Source organism: Sphingobacterium sp. UBA7855 (genome assembly GCA_002500745.1).
GTDB lineage: Bacteria > Bacteroidota > Bacteroidia > Sphingobacteriales > Sphingobacteriaceae > Sphingobacterium.
In genome coordinates, this window is the sequence record DLST01000016.1 from 96,894 (window position 1) to 115,423 (window position 18,530).

Sequence of the window (18,530 nt, forward strand, 5' to 3'; positions counted from 1 at the left end):
AACTGTACACTATGATGATCAAAAAAGTATCTACACAAACAGCATCTTTTGAAGGAATGATGCGTACACAAGATTTTCAGCTTGGATATACTTATACTGGATTGCATGTACAACAAAATATTGTTGGACTATCGAAGGTGGAGTTTGTAGCTGGTGGCACAGCTCATTGGCAATTGTTTCGGAAAGTTGAGGAAACGGTGATGGTTAATCTCCAGATTTATCCATGGCATTTGAAAAATGTGCTGTATGTACTGATCCAGCAAAATGGATTGGTCGTGAGAAATCGAAAGGGGGAGTATGCATCATTTAATTAATGATATTGGCAGAGAGAGATTTCGCGCAGAATTTTCCATGTACTATGCGGGTATTATTTATCTCCTGATATTAAATCGGATCAGCTGCGGTTTTACTCGCGAAGAAATGGCTTTCTTAATGGGACAAAAGGAGACTTATGTTAAGGAAGTGGAAGAACTCAAAATACCGGCTGGAAATCTTGAAGTTATGGTCCACCTGAATTGGGTTTTCAACCGTAGGAAATTCGATATCAGTAAATTGGATAATAAAATCAGCTATCCGTTTGAGTTCTCCATTTGGGAAGAAAAAGGTATCCGCTACTACCAAATGGAATATTTTATCAATGCCGTAGAAACCATAACTTTTTTCCAGTTAATGGAAGAAATCAGCCCCGAATATTCAGCACAAGCTGAACAGTATACAAGCGATTGCATGGCCGTGGAACTCCTTTTGGATAAGCTTATCCAAAAAGATTATTTTAAGAAATACAGAACGCCGCTGGAAATTTGGCGCTATACGGAAAAATACCTCGAAGAAAATATCCGCGTGAAAAGCTTGATGCGGGAACTTGAGGTTTTCGTAGGAAAGAAAGGAAGCGCACCGCTGCGTAAAACTAAAGCCAAAAGTTTTGGCTTCCGCTATATTGAACATAAATAAAAAAATATGGAAGATATTACTGGAGTACCTTTAGAGGTACCTCGAAATTTTCGGTTGATATGTGAGCTTTTTGGCATCACTGCACCAGCTTTTATTCAATTGTTTTTAGATCATTACTCTTTTATAGATCAAAATTTTACAGATAAGTCAAGCTATAATATTGCCACTAGAGCCGTACGTTATATCAACGATAAAATTCCTAAAGGCGATAATCCTTTAAAAATTGAATTCGAAAAGAACGAAAAGGAAATGGCGGTGAAATTATTGCGACGTCAGGTAAAATTGGCAATCAATAGAAATTATAGCACGGGCGAGCGCAGAAATAAAGGCCGTAAGATCACTGCACAGATCTATGACCTCTTTGCTACTAAAGTGCGGCTTAAAGACCGCATCTATTTAAACGAAAACATATCCTTTAAATTGAGCAAGGATTTTCTGCTGACTTGCATAATAAATTGTATTCATCCATCGCATTATATCAACACCATGATGCAACAGGTCTCTACAGCTGAATTTTTAGCAGCAATGCACCTGGATAAAGCTACCTATAATCCAGTTTTGGGACTTATTCATCGTGTCCATGATGGTTATGGAGATCTTATTGATTGGGAATATCGCCATACGCCTTTTTTTAAACGATTTATCATGGATTTACAGGAACTCAATAAACGCTATTTTTTTTATCGCGACCTCGATAAAAGAATAGCGCTGTATGAGGCCTGGCTCGATCGTATTTTGGAATCCAAAGATGAAGAGTTTGAGTTATAAATGAATTGTGGAAAGCTACTTGTCTTTTTATAAAGGAGGACTTGCATCAAAGTAGTTAGACAGGTACGATATGGATGAAGCCATTGATCACTTTTTAAATGAATAAATATGAAAACATTAGAAAATATTAAATTAACACCAGCATTTAAACAATTTTGCGACCTTTTCAATTTCACAGCGGAAGAAGTTGTACAGGAATTTATTGATAAAATTGACATTGCTGAGTATATGTGCGATCCAATACACCCCGACCGTTGGGCTAATGTATTTGCGATGGAATATTTGATCCAATATACGCAGTCCGAAAATAGTATCGTTGAATATGGGGAATTTGCAGAAGAGTGGGTGAAAATGATGGATACAAACGAGGGAGACCCTGTCGGAAAAACAAGATCGCTATTAGATGCTTGGCATAAAAGAGTTTTAGAGGATCGTATTCATAGTATTATGAAAGAAGATGAAGGTAAGGATACAGTATAATTTTATGTTAAATTTGATCAACCTTGTAAAATACATCAAAATGTGTAGACCTAGCTAGTCAATGGTAAGGTACCTATAGTGATTATAACATGCAATGAAAATGAATTGCTATATTGTAGCATGCACGCAAAACCTGAACAACGTAAAACATCAATAGTGCCAGCATTATTCAAAGTGCTTATTGGTACTATTGGTGTTTTTGCTATTTTGACAGTTTGTTTCTATCGCAATGAACTGTACGTCGATGGTAATTTAACGGTAGGATTTCCCTGGATATTTTATAGGGAAGGAAGCGGTTATAGCCCAGATCTTAATGAGCAGGTTGGATACCATGAATTTGAACCTCTAAAATTGATCGGCAATATTCTTTTTTCTGCTACTTTATATCTTCTGATTCTATTGATTTATAGCTTTGTTAGCAGGAAGCTTAGGAATAAATCTTAGGCTTTTTGTTATCCTTTTGTTAAGTTTTCATAGCTTGCTAACCCGGTTTAGTTAAAAACTGTTAACGTTTTATTGACCCTGCCTTCATATAGCATTTGTAATCTTGTACCCATAAATCAAATGCGCTACTTATGAAATTTAAAGCCAACAATGTCTTTTGGTTGTTATGTGCCATCGCAGCAAGCTCACCCGCTGTTCAAGCCAAACCGCTCACACTAACCCCATCGCAATTTACGCATGTACAAGGAATCGTAAAAGGTCGTGTCGTCGACGCCCAAGGACGTGCTGTCGCTGGAGCAACCGTCCAAAATTTGAAGAGTAAAAAATCTGTTCAGTCTGACGAAAAAGGAAATTTTCAGATCGAAGCTGAAATGGGCGATAATCTGAGTATTTCCTTTATTGGGTATAGTAGACTCGTGCAAACTGTCAGTCAATCCAATGGGCAGATATTTTTCCTACAGACCGATGAAAACACACTGGAAGAGGTGACCATCTCTATCGGATATCAGCGGATCAGAAAGTCGGACGTCACTGGCGCGATCGCTAGCGTTAAGGCCGAGGAACTTAATTTGAGCGCACCAAAATTATCCCAGGCATTGGTTGGTAAAGTAGCAGGTGTACAAGTCATGCAGACAAGTGGTGCCCCATACGATGGCACCAAAATGCGTGTCCGCGGAATGGGATCGATTAACGCTGGTTCGGATCCACTATATGTTATTGATGGTTATCCAGCAGGCAACAATTTAAATATCAACCCCAATGATATTGAGTCTATCGATGTGTTAAAGGATGCCGCTTCTGCAGCCATCTATGGTTCGCGAGGCGCGGGCGGTGTTGTATTGATTACAACCAAGCGTGGTAAGGAAGGTAAAAGTAATGTAGACTACGAAGTATTGGGTGGCTTTGGTCAGCTTTCCAAGAAAATCGATGTTTTAAATTCAGAGCAGTTTATTGATCTCCTGATTGATGGTCGTAACAATTCCTATAAAGACCTTCTGGCTACGAAAGGGATCGCCTGGAGCGACAGTAGACGCTTTGATGATAATAAAACACGTATTGCCAATGTCGGAAATGCCGGCTCAGTAAGTATTCCTGAAGATTACTATGACTTTGCGTCTGGTACAGCAAAAAAAGCGAAATACGATACCGATTGGCAGGATGCTTTATACCGTAATGCACCTTTCCAACGTCATAATCTCTCTACCTATGGCGGTAACGAAAAAAATCGCTATTTCCTAAGTGGATCTTATCAAAATCAGCAGGGTATCATGCTTGGGACGGATCAGAAAGTCTTTAATTTCCGCGCCAATATCGATAGCAAAGTCAGCAAGAGGTTGACCGTTGGCGCTAATGTATCCTTTACGTATAACGACAATAACGAGGTGACGACAGGCCGTTACGATAGAAGTCCGTCTATGGCAGCTCTAATCTATCTGCCGACACTGCCAGTTTATAATGAAGATGGAACCTATGCCAAATACCTGATGGCCGATCTTTCTGCCAATAATTATGGTATCCAGAACCCTGAAAACCCATTGGCTTATGTCACTGAGATTAAAAATAACCGTCGTGGAAAGCGAGGTTTATACAATGCTTTTGCTGATTTCTCCATTATGGATGGTCTAAATCTCAAAGTAAACGGTGGATTGTCTACTTATGACGAGAAGTATGATTATTTCCGTCCGACAAGTATATCCGATGGAAACAACAAACCGTTTTCACCGCAGGCCATTTCTGCTGCTTATGCAGATGCCAAGACAAAAAATGAATTGGACAAATTGCTGGAAACAACGTTAAACTACAACAAGACCTTTGGTGGGAAGCACCAGGTATCCGCATTGTTAGGTTATTCGGCTCAACGAACAGATTACGATTATCAAGGTGTAAGAGCCAACGGTTTTAATAACAATGCTATAGGAGAAATTACCGACAAGGGAGCCGATCCTTCTAATTTCCAATTGCTAAAAGACGATACGTTCAAACGCATCACAACGCTCCAGTCTTATTTTAGCCGCGTAAACTATAGCTTTGATTCGAAGTATTTCCTTTCAGCTTCCATCCGTACCGATGGTTCATCGCGCTTCGGGCCAAATAATAAATGGGGAACCTTCCCGTCGGTTTCAGGTGGTTGGACGCTCTCCAAGGAGGAGTTTTATACCGATTGGTTAGGACAACAGTCAACGGTCAAACTAAGAGCGAGCTGGGGACGTAGTGGAAATAATAATATTGGTGATTATCGCGCGTTATCCGTTATCAACTCGCCGGCGGGTGTAATCCTTGGCGATAAAGTGGAGACTTCCTATACAGCAGGTGATCTGCTCGACCCAAAATTAGGCTGGGAATCAACCTCGCAATACAACGCTGGTCTCGATCTCGGTTTGTTGAAAGGCCGCCTCAACATTATGACCAATTTCTACCTGAGCCGTTCCTTCAATTTACTATTCAACCAACCACTTTCTGCTGTGTCTGGATCAACAACGATCTTAACCAATCTCCCTAATTCGAAGGTGCAGAATAAAGGTTTTGATTTACAGGTGGATGCTACGCTGATTCGTAAAAATGAATTTGAGCTCGGATTGAGCGGGAATATCAATGTCAACAGAAATAAAGTGCTCGATCTTGGTGGGGCTTCTACAATATTGACAAATGGTGCTGAACGCTCTTACTTAACGCATATTACGCAAGAAGGAAGCCCAATTGGTATGTTCTACGGCTTTAAAGTTCTTGGTGTTGCAACTGAAGAGAATTATAAAACTGTGGCACCTTCAGCGGCTTCAACAACTCCGCTACAACCCGGAGATCTTTATTTTGAAGATGTAGATGGCAATGGTATCGTCAATGATGCCGATAAACGGGTGATCGGCAATCCGCATCCTAACTTCACCTATGGCTTTGCTCTTAATGCGCGCTATAAGGCTTTTGATCTAAGGGCATCATTTAATGGCTCCCAAGGAAATAAAGTATTGGATGGCTATGATTATTACCTCTACAATATGGAAGGCTCTGGCAATCAATATGCCGATGTGGCACGACGCTACCGTTCAGCGCAAAATCCGGGAAATGGTAAAGTATACCGGGCATCGCGTGGCGGTACGCAAAGTAACAGTACCCGTCTTTCTGATTTTTATCTGCAGGACGGTTCATTCTTGCGGATGACAAATATTGCTTTGGGCTACAATCTTCCCAAAGGTCTGGCAGAAAAATTAACGCTTTCTGGGCTAAGGGTCTACGCTACTGTAGACAATCCATTTACGATTTCTAAATACAAAGGCTACAATCCAGAACCGGATTACAATCAGCGTGGTAATTTGACTCCGGGTGTGGATTATGGGCTTTATCCATTGGTGCGGTCGTATAACCTTGGCGTGAAAGTCACTTTTTAATAGCAGTATGTAGGAGCTATTTGTACAGCGGAAATATTAAGCAAAAACCTATGTCAATAGCTTCAGTATAGTAACATGCAGTCCTATGAGCACCCTTGGGTTATATGGACTGGTAAAAAATAAAAAAATAACAGGATGAAAAAAAGATATATATTACCCTTTGTTTTGTTGGCATTGTCTTCATGTACCAAAGATTTCTTGAATCAGAAAAATCCCAATGCTGTCACAATCGATGATTATTTCAAATCAGAGAATGATGTGCTTTTGGCCATCAATGGGCTCTACCAGTCCCTTCGTTCGGGGAGCACACTTGGGGAATCGAGTACTTTGTATAATGAGGAACGTTCGGATAATAGTGGACGTAATGATAATCAGTCCAATGCCGGGGAGCCTTTCCAATTCAATGACTTTTCGTTGCTGCCGAGCAATACCTACCTCAAGACACATTGGTCGGCTATGTACGCCGCAATCAGTCGCTGTAATGCTGTTCTCTCGCACGTTGATGAGGTGACCTTTACAAGTGCGGAATTAAAAGGACGTTATATTGCGGAAGCGAAATTCATTCGTGCATTATTATATTTTCATATGGTACGTAAATTTGGAGATATACCATTATCTACGGTACAGGTGACCAGTAAAGAACAAGCAAATGAATTGGCTTTTCGTCAGAAAGAATCAATTGTTTACGAGCAGATCATTAAAGATTTGACCGAGGCTTTGTCCAGCAATCTTCCCAATACACAAAAAGATTACGTTATTGGCAGAGCGTCTAAAGCGGCCATTAATGCAATTTTGGGACAAGTATACCTCACTTTGGGTGCGACACAAACATCGGGGAGTGCAGAAAATTTTGCGAAAGCAGAACAGTACCTCAATGCGGCTTACCAAATGCGTACTTTTGGTAAACTAAACGAAATTCCTTATGCCGATGTTTTCGATGTGACCAAGAAAAATAGTTGTAAAGAACTTGTTTTTCAGATTCAGTACAAACAAGGTGACCAAAACTATAGCTCGAGTATTGCCCGTAATTACCAGGCGCGGGGGGAGACCATCAATTCACGCTATAACGCTACAGGTGCTGGCGAAGTTGCAAAACTAGATCTGATTAAAGATTACGAGCAAGACGATATCCGAAAAGGCTTCTCGGTAAAGTTTGCAGCGAATACACAGGTTAACGATTGGTTTGTAACCAAATTTAGAGATAACAGTGACGCTGCCGGTACCAATGGTTGGGGTGGAAACGACTGGATATTGATCCGTTACGCCGATGTGATGTTGTTGTTGGCAGAAGCAAAACATCACTTGGGTAAAGATGCGGAAGCTATCGCGCTTTTGGATCAGGTACGTGAACGTGCGGGATTGCCATCTTATGCAACGGCTATGCTGAATACGAGCTACCGTAGTAAATATCCAACCTTAAAAGAGGCCATCTTGCATGAACGCCGTGTAGAATTGGCATTTGAAAACCAACGTTGGTTTGATTTGATCCGTAATTATACTGCACAGGAACTGGTGACTTATTTCAAGACCAAAAGCCAGGCTGATTATGGAAATGCTAAAATCTCCAATATCTCGACAAAAGATCGATATTATCCAATTCCTTTTGATGAATATAAACTGGATCCGACACGCATGTATCAAAACCCAGGTTATTAATCGAATAGTACACACAAGGTCGGTAGATTAGCTATCTACTGACCTTGCTTAGTTTAGAACGATGGTCTTTCCTTCTTTAGCCGATCGTTTTGCAGCTTCCAGAATCTCGACTACGATGACATTATTATTGATTGATCCGAGATCATTTTCTGGTGGCACGGCATCTTTCAGAACCTGTTCAAGATAGGCAATATGATGCTCAAAATACGGGATCGCAGTCGATACAGGTTTAGGTGGATCATTCTGCTGTTTGTATTTTAGAAGTTCTTTGTCATTTTTGGCGTAGAGCTGAGCTTTTGTGCCAAAAACCTGCAGATCCTTCACACTGTATGGCCAGGCCCAGGAAGCTTGAATAATACCCGTGCTGCCGTCACGGTAGCTTAGTATGATGGTAGCGTTGTCATCGACTTTTGGATAAACCTCAGGTTTGAGCTGTTGTGTAAAGGCTGTCACTGAAATTGGCCTTTCTCCCTTTTTGAGCCAGGTCATCAGATTGGCGCCATAACAGCCAAAATCCATGATTGCACCGCCGCCATTTTTTTTCGGATCAGTGAGCCAATCCAGAAAGTAATCGCTGCATCCAATTTCCTTTGGACCTTCGTGCCCGTCTTTTACAAGCATACGTGTGATTTGTCCAACTTCACCGTTATCCACCAATTCCTTCAATTTCTGATTGCTTTTATACCAGGTCGTTTCGTAGTTTACCAAAAAGGGTGTTTCGAACTGTTTGGATAAATGTGCGATCCGTTTTGCGTCAGAAAGAGTGGTCGCAAGAGGCTTCTCTACCATTACTGGGATTTTGAGTGGGAGACAGGTCTCCGCGACGTCGATATGCTCATTGGTTGGATTGTAGGCCAGTACTGCATCCGGTGTGACTTGTTTCAATAAGCTGGGTAAGTCATGATAGAAGATTGCGTCAGGTAAATTATACTGCGTTCGTATTTTGTTTGATAGGGTTTGATTCGGTTCAGCAATACCGATAATATCCACTTGCTTATCCTGATATAAATTTAGGAGCAAGAATACATGGTCGTGGTTGAGCCCTGCAACGGCTACTTTAAGGCGTTCACTGGCGTCTGCAACCTGATGGGATAATAGAATAAGCAGAAAAGTTATTTTGATCAGATGCTTCATCATGTTAAGTTTAGATTTTATAAATAGACCGATTTGTGGTGGGGATGTCCTTTATAGATCCAGGTGATCTTGTGGTGAGACCGGATGATTTCGGCAACGATGTCAAAATAAGTTTCTCCCTGCCCCGCTTTTAGTTCCTCTATTTTTTTTTGAAAATGTGTTTGATTAAATGGGGATTGTGTGCCAAGTTTTCCCTGGTAATACGGCAAAGTGGTTTCGATGCCCAGTGATGCGCTGCTGTGGTCAATATCTTTCCAGACAATAGCATGTGAAGTCGCCTCTTTAAAAGTACCAAATCCTCCGTACAGCAAATCGTCAAAGCCATCTAGACTACCTATCTTCCAACTTTCATGGGACATGTAGACGGCATTGATTTCTTCGTAAAAACTGGCGATACTGTCAATTTTATTACCATCGATAAGTGCCACGCCGAGATCGGGATTGCTTCCCAGAAGTTGCTTAAAATCTGGCCAGAGGTCTTCCCCGGGAAATACAGTTCCAGCTGCTTTGTTTTGCCATTTGTTCAACAATTGAATAAGTTCGGTTCTAATGTTACTGGGCTGATAGGTCAATGAACATAACAATGACCTTAATGCGGTGGCATCCGAATCACTGACCATAAAATGAGCAATAGTACCGACCAATTTCTTTTCATCATTTTTCATCTCCGACCGTAGTTTTTAATCTTCAAAATATCCTGATCAATCCGTTTGCGGTTTTTTAACCGATTTAGCTGCGATAGTGTAGCAACTCTTGTGAATATACACTTTCAGTTTGGAATTGTTGTATTCGGATAGCAACATCCTAACGATATTGTTTTCCTGAGCGGCATCGTTTTTAGTAAAGTGAATTAAAAAATGTCCCTTGTTAAAAATTCGTTCTATGCAGGTAAAAACAACTGGATATGGGGTTCATTACAGGAAAGTTTCGTGTGTTTTGCTTATAAGTGGTTGTTAACATAAAGTCCATTGGTTACAAGTTAATTAACATTGTTGTTCACATTTTAACTGTTCCCTTTTTAGCTGGAATGCCTAATCGTGCTAAATAAGGCTCCATCTTTTTTTTAACAAAAAATCTGCTCAATACGAGAGAGTTAACATGTTTATTAACAATTTTTAGGATGCTTTTTTACAAACACCAAGCGGTGTGTATTTAAATAGCGCAGTTTATTCAAATAGTGGAGTACATTCGAATAAAAGCTTCCCGTTAAATTAACATTTTGATAATCTACCGGGGCTATCTTTGCGAAGTGAACACTACCGAAGCCAAATTTGATAACCACTATGTGCTGCGCTTTAAAGAAGGTGACTCCATTGCCTTTGCCTATTTCTTTGAGCGGTATTGGGAGGATCTATACACCGTCGCTTTTCGTCATCTTCGGGAAGAGGATCAGGCTAAGGATCTTGTGCAGGAAGTATTTATCCACGTCTGGGAAAAACGATCGCTCGTGAGTACTGAATACTCCGATATGAAATTCTATTTCCACAAAGCCCTCAAAAACAAAATACTGAATTACTACGCCTCGGAACGTGTACGAAAACAGGTCCTGGAGAAATCAATGGAACGCATGGAAGCTTTTTCCAATTTGGATAGCCAGGCCTTTGCCAAGTATAAGGCGCTGGAGGCTATTGTGGATGATTCGATAGACAAATTACCTAAATTGATGAAAGCAGTCTATCTAATGCGTTCTGACAATTATTCAATAACACAAATTGCCAAGGAACTTAATCTCGCAGAACAGACCGTTAAAAACTATTTGTCGGAAGCCAAAAAGATCATGCGCCGTGAATTAATGCAAAGATTTGCAGACCATGATTCTGTATTTTTATTGCTTGCGGGTAGCTATCTCCTTTATGATTATTTAATATAAAGAACATATTTAATTAAAGTACTTTCGATGTTCTGACCTGTATTCTTATAAAAATTATTGCAGGTGGATTTAGAACGCTTTAAACTTATCATAACAGATTATCTCGGAGGGAAATTGACTGAGGAGGAAAAAGGTCATGTGGACGACTGGTATGAGTCCATCTCAAATGAAGACACTAATTCCTTTATCGATGCAAATCATCGGGAAAAAATCAAACAAGACTTATTTATTCGTGTAGGAATAGCTGAAGCACCTGTCGGGGCAAAGAAGGTGGCTAACATACCGGTCAGAAAATTTTCCTGGCTTTCAGCAGCAGCGGCTATTTTAATCGTAGGAGGCATCAGTCTGCTATTTTTTCAGCACAACCCGATGTCGCTTTCTCGGAAGCGGACAGAAACGATCGCATTATTGATGGAAACGGTTACGAACGCCGGCGAGTTGAAAGAAATTCAGTTACCTGATGGCACATCCATTTTTTTAAACGGAAATACACGTATCCGCTACGATCGTAAGAATTTTGCATCAAACAGAAAATTCTTTTTAGATCGAGGGGAAGCATTCTTTCGGGTCAGACGGGATACTTTACATCCATTTAAGATAGAAACAGGCAGCGTTTCTGTTGCAGTACTAGGAACATCATTCAACGTCAACAATTCGATGTCTACTAAACAGGTGACGGTCGAAGTAAAAACGGGGCGGGTGAGTGTTCTAAATGCCAAAAATGGAGCGAACCATATCCTTACGGCAGGTAAGGCCGTCCGGTACAACGTAGCTCATAATGGCTTTGAAACTTTCGATAGTGATCCAGCTTACATCAGTCTTTGGACACAAGGTGGTATGCAATTGAATAACATCGGCTTCAAGGAACTAAAAGAAGTAATCTATAACCGCTTCGGCGTTATGCTGCATACCGACAATCTGAATACCGATTCGTTCAACTATTCGCTGATGATACCGCATGTAGAGTCATTGAACCAGGTGCTGACTATCGTTTGCAACATTCATCAAATCAAATTTAGGAGGGAGAAAAATGAAATAATCTTGTACAAATAAGCTGTAAGGAGCAGATCAGCATCCTTTATCTGCTCAAGAAAAGTGCTCATCTGGCAAACCGCTAAATCGACCAGTGAGCACCTGAATATTCATGTTTAAAACATTCATACAAATATATGTATAAAATAATTAAGCTTACCGGACTTGCCACCAAGCTTGCGCTTTGTTCCTTGGTGTCTTGTGCCGTCGTCGACAGCCAGGCTAGGGTACTGGATCGGGGTAGCGCTGCACATTGGGATACTATCACTATCCATCTCTTGAATGGTAATGCCGCTCAGGCAATAGCACAACTTTCAAAAGTAACAGGTCAAGCCATTGGCTATGATAGAAAAATGCTGCAGCTAGAGCGAATTTCAATTGCACAAAAGACATTTCAGCATGCAAGTTTTGAGGAAGTTCTTGCGTATATCCTGAAAGGAACAAACATTCAATCAAAAAGAGTTTTAGGAGGAGTTGTACTTGTTAAAAATGGAAATAAACAAGAGCTGTATGACTTGAAATTACAGTTGGTCGATCGCAACAAACAACCCATTCGCGGAGCCTCTGTGCGTATTCCGCTCACGGGAGAAAGTGCTTTGTCTAATGCAGATGGTGAAGTAACCATCAAGTTGGCTGCGGGCGTGTACAATGTGCTGATAACCCACATCGGCTATGAACCAAAAGAATTGACTGATCTGAAGCTCGATGCTGGTGCAGCAGCTGTACGCCAAGTGATCTTAAACGATGATGACAACAAATTGGATGAAGTGGTCGTGACTGCATTGGGAATCAAACGTCAGGACCGCTCATTGGGTTATGCCGTTGGTAAAATCAAAGGTGAAGACATCAATCGCGTAAATAATGATAATTTTTTGGTTGGTATGGCAGGTAAGGTGCCCGGCGTATCCATTAGCGCGACAGGGCCCACTGGCTCGAGCGTGAATATGGTGATTCGGGGGGCGTCATCGCTCAGTACAGACAACCAGCCACTGTTTGTAGTGGATGGTGTACCCTTGATGAACAGTTTAAATAATATCGGTCAGATCGGTGACGACAATAAAGTGGATTATGGTAATGCAATTGCCAACATCAATCCCGAAGATATTGACAATATCTCCATCTTGAAGGGGCCAAGTGCAGCTGCGCTTTACGGCTCACGTGCAGGTAATGGTGTGGTGCTGATCACCACCAAAAGTGGTAAGAATGCAGAGAAGATGACCATTGCCGTGACTAGTAACACAGTATTTGATATCCCGTATAAATTTATTGAATTGCACAACAAATTTGCCAGTGGTACTTTACCTTGGCGACCCGGTGATCTGCCTGGTAATTTGGTGATCGAGGAAGAGTCGAGTGTTATGGTAGGCCCCGCACTGGATAAGGGGTATAAAGCTGTGCAATGGAATAGTCCACTTGACGAGAACGGTAAGCCCATTCCTACGGAACTAAAAGCATACCCAGATAATATCAAAAACTTTGTCCAGACTGGGGTCACAAGTACCAATGGAATTTCCCTAAGCAACAGAAGCGAAAAATTGGATTATCGTTTCTCGTATTCCAATATGGCCAATAAAGGAATTATTCCCAATTCGGATCTGTTCAGAAACACCTTGAATGTTAATTCGACCATGCGCCTTCGCAACAGCCTGACATTGGGCCTGGCATTGGATGCCAGTAGAAATAACTCCAACAATAGGCCAGCGGGAAACCGAGGAACCAATCCGATGCAAGCGGCCTATGAAGTTGCTCCACATATCAATATAGTAGACTTGCAGGATTATTGGCTGCCGGGACAGGAGCAGATTCAACAACGTTCGCAGTCTATTGGTAATCATAATAATCCCTATTTTCTTGCTTATGGGGTGAACAATGCGTTTACAAGAGACCGCGTCTTTGGCAACCTGAGGTTGGATTGGACTATCAAAAAAGACTGGACTGCAATGCTCAGGTATGCAACGGATATTTATTGGGAAAATAGGGAGACAAAAATCCCTTACAGCTACACCAACGAACCGAGAGGAGCCTATGGTATTGTCAATTTAATGAATATGGAGCAGAACATCGACTTTCTGACAACTTACACTACAAAATTGGATGCCTTTCAGGTCACAGGCTCATTGGGTGGAAATCTGCGCTATAACCGAGGAAAATCGGTGCAAAACACGTCAAAGAATGGCGCTGGACTCATCACACCGGGGCTCTACACATTGGCCAATATCAGTCCACTGAACCTGGATTTCTACAGCACAATTTCTGAAAGAGCTATAAACAGTGTTTACGGACTGGTCAATCTAAGTTATCGGGATATGGTTTATTTGGATGTGACTGGGCGCAATGACTGGTCCAGCACCTTACCTGTAAACAATCGATCCTATTTTTATCCTTCGGCATCTCTAAGTGTGTTGGCCAACCAGGTATTTTCTTTGCCTAAAACGATCAATTTGGCAAAACTGAGAGCTGGTATTGCGCGCGTGGGAAATGATACTTATCCCTATAATCTCTCCAATGTACTGAGTAATCCCGGTAGCTGGGGTGACGTGCTGCGACTAACCCGCTCGGGGTCACTCTTGGTTCCTAATCTGAAGCCCGAAATTGCAACATCTTACGAGTTTGGACTGGATCTGGGCATGTGGAATAATCGACTGAAGTTTGAAGGAACCTATTATAAACTGGAAAACAAAAACCAAATTATTTCAACAACGCTTCCGGGGTCAAGCGGCTTTAACTCCAAAAATATCAACGCCGGACTGTTGAGCAGCCGCGGTATTGAACTTGCTGTTTCCGGGCGACCTATCGCCAAGGAAAATTGGACATGGGATATTGGTGTCAATTGGCACCGCAATCGTACTCGTATCGACAAACTTTCTGAAGGAGTAGAATTTTATACGTTTTGGACTGACGGCCGGGGGGGCGCTCGTACCTACGTGGGAGAAGAGATCGGGGATCTATATGATTCTAAGTTAGTGACCGTGGAGGATCAGTCATCACCTTATTACGGGTTTCCAATTCTAAATAAAAATGGTTCGTGGCAGGCGGTCAGGATAAACAATAGCCGCAATAAAATCGGAAATTTTAATCCCGATTTCACGATGGGCCTGCAGTCAAGTCTTCGCTATAAAAAATGGACAATGAATATCGCTGCGGATATGCGTTTTGGAGGCAAGTTCATGTCGCAGACCTACCGCTATTTTGAATCTAACTTGACGACACAGCGCTTTCTTGACCAGATGATCAATCCTATTGGAATGACGGGCGAAACGTTGCGGAATTACTTGATTGATAATAATCTTGTCCGTGTGCAAGGTAATAGATATCCCATTGTTGGAGGACCAGGCGAAGAGTATGGTGGTTATCCGATCAGTGTGGGTGGTCTTGTTGGCAATTTTGGGGTGTTTAATCCGGGCGTTATCGCACAATATGATGCCAAAGGCAACATTACCGGATATACAGAGAATCTTGGTGGTGAAGGAACAAAATATATCGCTTATTCAGATAATTACCCTTGGGATTTTATGAATGCAGCGACATTTGATGCTTCTTTTATCAAGCTTCGGGAACTGTCCTTTAGCTATGATTTATCAGGAAAATGGCTGAAACGTCTCGGAATAGAGAATAGTAGTGTGGGAGTCTATACCCGTAACCTGATCTTATGGACCAAAGCGAAAGTGGGTATAGATCCGGAAATGGCCTTTCAGCCGGAAACTGGTATTGGATTCAAGCAGGGGATTGAACGCTATAACGTGACCCCTTGGTCGATGCCTATTGGATTTAAAGTAAATGTGACATTTTAATACACGACATAAATGAAAAATCAGTTGAAGCGCTTCACCATGGCGTTAGTGGGCCTTGGGATCGTATGGAATATTTCAGCTTGTAAAGATCTGACCGAACTTAATATTAATCCGAACGGCGTAAGTGAAGAGGATGCAAATCCCAATCTTTTGCTGCCAACAATACTAACAGGGGCGGCAAAGAAATACAATGAATTGAGTTTCTCAGATCTTGGCGGAGTGATGCAGCATACTCAATTAGATGCCTGGTTCAACTCACATAATGATTATGAATGGACTGGGGGAATTTTGAGTTGGGATGCTTATTACGGATTTTTACGGGACAATGAGCTTATGCGCAGACGGGCGGAGAAATTAGGACTGGATTTCCATAAAGGAGTTTCTTTGGTGATGCGCGCTTACTTATTCGGATTGGTGACTGATCTCTGGGGGGATGCGCCTTATACAGATGCGTTGAAGGCGGAACTCGGAGATGCAGTCTATAATTTTCCGAAATATGACGGACAGGAAGTTATTTACAGGGGTATAATAGACGAATTATTACAAGCTAATGAACTCTTGTCGCGGCCAGATGCCTCTTATGAGGTACTAGCGAATGCGGATGTGTATTTTGGCGGAAAGGCTTCAAAATGGCGGCGATTTGCCAACTCATTAGCTTTGCGGTATTATATGCGTCTTTCGGAAAAGTCTCCTGCTTTTGCCAAACAGGGGATTGAAAGTATTGTTGCCAATCCCGATAAATTTCCAATTATTACGAGTACCACTGATGATGTATTGATGGATTTTGTTGGAAATAATGCAAATGACTCCTGGCCGTCAAATACGGTTTATGATGCCAGTGGAAGTAATTTTAGACGAATGAAAATGTGTGCAACACTGGTCGACCGACTACAGGAACTTGGCGACCCCCGTTTGGCGGTTTGGGCAAGAAAGGTAGACATACCCATTGAGATCCGCAGCAATGAGCCCGCAGGTACAGATAAGATCGTTAATGGTGTTCGGATTGTATCGCCAGATGTCGTCAAAGGTGTTCCCGTGGATACCGATAAGGAGTATGTCGGACTGCCGCCAAGTGTATCTAAAAACCCTTCAGCCTACAACCTCAATCCAACGCCCGGGCAGACCTCGATCAATCCGCATGTTTCTTACCTGAATGATAGCTATCGTTCGGCGAAGGGAAGTTTGTTAAAAGCACGTTTGCTTTCTGCTGCCGAAGTTAATTTTATTTTGGCTGAAGCAGCCTGGAAAGGATGGGGGCTGCCTGAGTCAGCGAAGACCTATTATGAGCGTGCTATACAGGAATCTCTGGCAAGCTGGGGAAGGGGTGCAGACTATTCCAACTATATTCGTCAGAAAGGGGTGGCGTTTGAAAATACGCAAGTGCAGATCATTGAACAAAAATGGATCGCAAGCTGGTCAACTGCCGCACAGTCCTGGTTTGATTATCGTCGCACAGGGTACCCCGCTCTAAAGGCCGGCCCCGCAGCCATTCGTACACAACTTCCGGTGCGTGTGCCTTATATGCAAACCGAAATGAGTGTGAATCAAAAAAATGCAGAAGAGGCCTTAAAGCGCATTGAGAAGACAGCATATTCACAGGCAGATAATGAAAATAGTGCCTGGTCAAAACCTTGGTTATTGCAAGGAACAAACAAGCCCTGGTAAGTCTTGATCGTAAAATGAAAGTCATTATAACCAGCGGTTCAATCGCTTATAAAATCAATATAAAAATGAAAATAAAACATATTCTACTTGTTATCGGCGTTTGCTGTACTTTATTGGAAGGGAAAAGCCAGACCACCAACGCGTATAAACAGCCAGACCGGATTACATTGACTTGGTCCGATGATCCCAGCCAAACGCAGTCTGTGTCGTGGCGCGTCAACGCGGATAAGACTAAAATGATTGGTCAGGTTGTTGAAGAACTGAGTAATCCTGAACTTGAAGCAAAAGCGATATCAGTACAGGGAATAGGAGTGTCTCTGGAGCAAGGGCAACAAACCGACACCTATGGACAGGTAACCTTCCGTGACCTGAAACCCGGAACGGTCTATGCCTATCGGGTTGGAGACGGCACCATTTGGAGTCCCTGGAACCAATTCAGAACTGCAGAGCGTTCTGGCGGCTTTTCGTTTATCTATTTGGGCGATGCACAGAATGACCTACGGTCACGATGGGCACGTGCCATCCGTCGTGCTTATCAACAGGAGGCGAATGCACGCTTTATTGTTCATGCGGGCGACCTGATCAATCGTTCGAATGCCGACGAAGAGTGGGCAGAATGGCATGAGGCCGCGGGATTTATTCATCAGATGGTCCCTGCTGTTCCAACACCGGGGAATCACGAGTACCGTCGCGACTCGCTTGGGAAGCTTGTACTTGACCCGCATTGGAACGTACAGTTCAACTTGCCTAAGAATGGCCCTGAGGACATGCAGGATGCTGTTTATTATTTGGATTATCAGGATCTGCGTATGATTTCCCTAAATTCTCAGTTGATTATGCTAGACTCCACCGCGGCAGCAGTACAGGAAAAATGGCTGGAGAAAGTGTTGTCATCCTCACCAAAAAAATGGAACATCGTTGTGATGCACCATCCCGTATACTCCACGGCTAAAAATCGTGACAACACCATCTTGAGAGAACGCTTTAAACCTATTTTTGAGAAATATGGGGTGGATTTGGTTCTTCAGGGACATGATCATACCTATGCACGCGGAGGACTTGGTAAAAAGCGTCCTATTTACCTTTTATCCGTAGCCGGACCGAAAATGTATGAGTCAGATTCCGAACGCTGGATGGATCGGGCAACCTCACAGACGCAACTCTATCAGGTCATTAAACTGAATAACAATAAGCTGTATTTTTCAAGCTACAAGCTGAATGGTCAGCTGTTTGATTCATTCGAGTTGTCTAAAAAATAAACGAAAATGACGGAAAGTAATCCATTCAAACCGGAAGACTTTCCGTTATTTTAATTGCGGGATTCAATCCATTAAAAGATTAAGATCTATCTGCGTC

Annotated in this window: 14 protein-coding genes; 12 read left to right on the forward strand and 2 right to left on the reverse strand. The window is 42.1% G+C overall.

Features of this window, described 5'->3' with window-relative positions; translation table 11 throughout:
• The first annotated feature begins 11 nt into the window (after positions 1 to 11).
• From B2107_RS14180 to B2107_RS14210, 7 genes are all read left to right on the forward strand, one after another.
• Positions 12 to 314, forward strand: coding sequence for a hypothetical protein (locus tag B2107_RS14180; protein WP_293956315.1), 303 nt, complete (start codon positions 12 to 14; stop codon positions 312 to 314).
• On the forward strand, positions 298 to 951 hold the full coding sequence (locus B2107_RS14185; protein WP_293956316.1) for a hypothetical protein: 654 nt from the start codon (positions 298 to 300) through the stop codon (positions 949 to 951). The genes B2107_RS14180 and B2107_RS14185 overlap by 17 nt, the downstream gene beginning before the upstream one ends.
• Positions 952 to 957: 6 nt before the next feature.
• Positions 958 to 1,719: a hypothetical protein gene (locus B2107_RS14190; protein WP_293956317.1), complete on the forward strand. Its 762-nt coding sequence runs from the start codon at positions 958 to 960 to the stop codon at positions 1,717 to 1,719.
• Between the two features lie 108 nt (positions 1,720 to 1,827).
• The gene (locus B2107_RS14195; RefSeq protein ID WP_293956318.1) at positions 1,828 to 2,199 is read left to right on the forward strand and encodes a hypothetical protein; all 372 of its coding nucleotides are present in this window, start codon (positions 1,828 to 1,830) and stop codon (positions 2,197 to 2,199) included.
• Positions 2,200 to 2,319: 120 nt separating this feature from the next.
• Complete coding sequence (locus B2107_RS14200; protein WP_293956320.1) at positions 2,320 to 2,643, forward strand: hypothetical protein; 324 nt, start codon at positions 2,320 to 2,322, stop codon at positions 2,641 to 2,643.
• Between the two features lie 131 nt (positions 2,644 to 2,774).
• Positions 2,775 to 6,026 carry a SusC/RagA family TonB-linked outer membrane protein gene (locus B2107_RS14205; RefSeq protein WP_293956321.1) on the forward strand — a complete coding sequence of 1,084 codons (3,252 nt, stop codon included), beginning with the start codon at positions 2,775 to 2,777 and terminating at the stop codon, positions 6,024 to 6,026.
• Between the two features lie 135 nt (positions 6,027 to 6,161).
• Positions 6,162 to 7,682 (forward strand): RagB/SusD family nutrient uptake outer membrane protein, encoded by a 1,521-nt coding sequence (locus tag B2107_RS14210; RefSeq protein ID WP_293956323.1) that lies wholly within the window; start codon positions 6,162 to 6,164, stop codon positions 7,680 to 7,682.
• 48 nt (positions 7,683 to 7,730) lie between these two features.
• On the opposite strand, the gene B2107_RS14215 is transcribed toward B2107_RS14210, so the two are convergent.
• Entirely contained in the window at positions 7,731 to 8,819 is a 1,089-nt protein-coding gene (locus B2107_RS14215; protein WP_293956324.1) for a Gfo/Idh/MocA family protein, read from the reverse strand.
• A gap of 14 nt (positions 8,820 to 8,833) precedes the next feature.
• Entirely contained in the window at positions 8,834 to 9,481 is a 648-nt protein-coding gene (locus B2107_RS14220; RefSeq protein ID WP_293956325.1) for a hypothetical protein, read from the reverse strand.
• 584 nt (positions 9,482 to 10,065) lie between these two features.
• Between B2107_RS14220 and B2107_RS14225 the strand changes: the two genes are divergently transcribed.
• The 5 genes from B2107_RS14225 (at position 10,066) to B2107_RS14245 (ending at position 18,433) form a co-directional block, all read left to right on the forward strand.
• Positions 10,066 to 10,686, forward strand: a complete 621-nt coding sequence (locus tag B2107_RS14225; RefSeq protein ID WP_293956326.1) for an RNA polymerase sigma factor — start codon at positions 10,066 to 10,068, stop codon at positions 10,684 to 10,686.
• A gap of 63 nt (positions 10,687 to 10,749) precedes the next feature.
• Positions 10,750 to 11,739: a FecR family protein gene (locus tag B2107_RS14230; protein WP_293956327.1), complete on the forward strand. Its 990-nt coding sequence runs from the start codon at positions 10,750 to 10,752 to the stop codon at positions 11,737 to 11,739.
• A gap of 116 nt (positions 11,740 to 11,855) precedes the next feature.
• Positions 11,856 to 15,509, forward strand: a complete 3,654-nt coding sequence (locus tag B2107_RS14235) for a SusC/RagA family TonB-linked outer membrane protein (protein ID WP_293956329.1) — start codon at positions 11,856 to 11,858, stop codon at positions 15,507 to 15,509.
• 12 nt (positions 15,510 to 15,521) lie between these two features.
• Positions 15,522 to 17,174: a SusD/RagB family nutrient-binding outer membrane lipoprotein gene (locus B2107_RS14240; protein WP_293956330.1), complete on the forward strand. Its 1,653-nt coding sequence runs from the start codon at positions 15,522 to 15,524 to the stop codon at positions 17,172 to 17,174.
• A gap of 65 nt (positions 17,175 to 17,239) precedes the next feature.
• Entirely contained in the window at positions 17,240 to 18,433 is a 1,194-nt protein-coding gene (locus B2107_RS14245; protein WP_293956331.1) for a purple acid phosphatase family protein, read from the forward strand.
• The last annotated feature ends 97 nt before the right edge of the window (positions 18,434 to 18,530 follow it).

What these genes read in the sequence shown, in the direction of transcription:
- B2107_RS14220 (WP_293956325.1), bottom strand. Translation starts at nt 9,481, where the DNA reads ATGAAAAATGATGAAAAGAAATTGGTCGGTACTATTGCTCATTTTATG.
- B2107_RS14200 (WP_293956320.1), top strand. Translation starts at nt 2,320, where the DNA reads ATGCACGCAAAACCTGAACAACGTAAAACATCAATAGTGCCAGCATTA.
- B2107_RS14195 (WP_293956318.1), top strand. Translation starts at nt 1,828, where the DNA reads ATGAAAACATTAGAAAATATTAAATTAACACCAGCATTTAAACAATTT.
- B2107_RS14210 (WP_293956323.1), top strand. Translation starts at nt 6,162, where the DNA reads ATGAAAAAAAGATATATATTACCCTTTGTTTTGTTGGCATTGTCTTCA.
- B2107_RS14190 (WP_293956317.1), top strand. Translation starts at nt 958, where the DNA reads ATGGAAGATATTACTGGAGTACCTTTAGAGGTACCTCGAAATTTTCGG.
- B2107_RS14215 (WP_293956324.1), bottom strand. Translation starts at nt 8,819, where the DNA reads ATGATGAAGCATCTGATCAAAATAACTTTTCTGCTTATTCTATTATCC.
- B2107_RS14205 (WP_293956321.1), top strand. Translation starts at nt 2,775, where the DNA reads ATGAAATTTAAAGCCAACAATGTCTTTTGGTTGTTATGTGCCATCGCA.
- B2107_RS14180 (WP_293956315.1), top strand. Translation starts at nt 12, where the DNA reads ATGATGATCAAAAAAGTATCTACACAAACAGCATCTTTTGAAGGAATG.
- B2107_RS14185 (WP_293956316.1), top strand. Translation starts at nt 298, where the DNA reads ATGCATCATTTAATTAATGATATTGGCAGAGAGAGATTTCGCGCAGAA.
- B2107_RS14245 (WP_293956331.1), top strand. Translation starts at nt 17,240, where the DNA reads ATGAAAATAAAACATATTCTACTTGTTATCGGCGTTTGCTGTACTTTA.
- B2107_RS14240 (WP_293956330.1), top strand. Translation starts at nt 15,522, where the DNA reads ATGAAAAATCAGTTGAAGCGCTTCACCATGGCGTTAGTGGGCCTTGGG.
- B2107_RS14235 (WP_293956329.1), top strand. Translation starts at nt 11,856, where the DNA reads ATGTATAAAATAATTAAGCTTACCGGACTTGCCACCAAGCTTGCGCTT.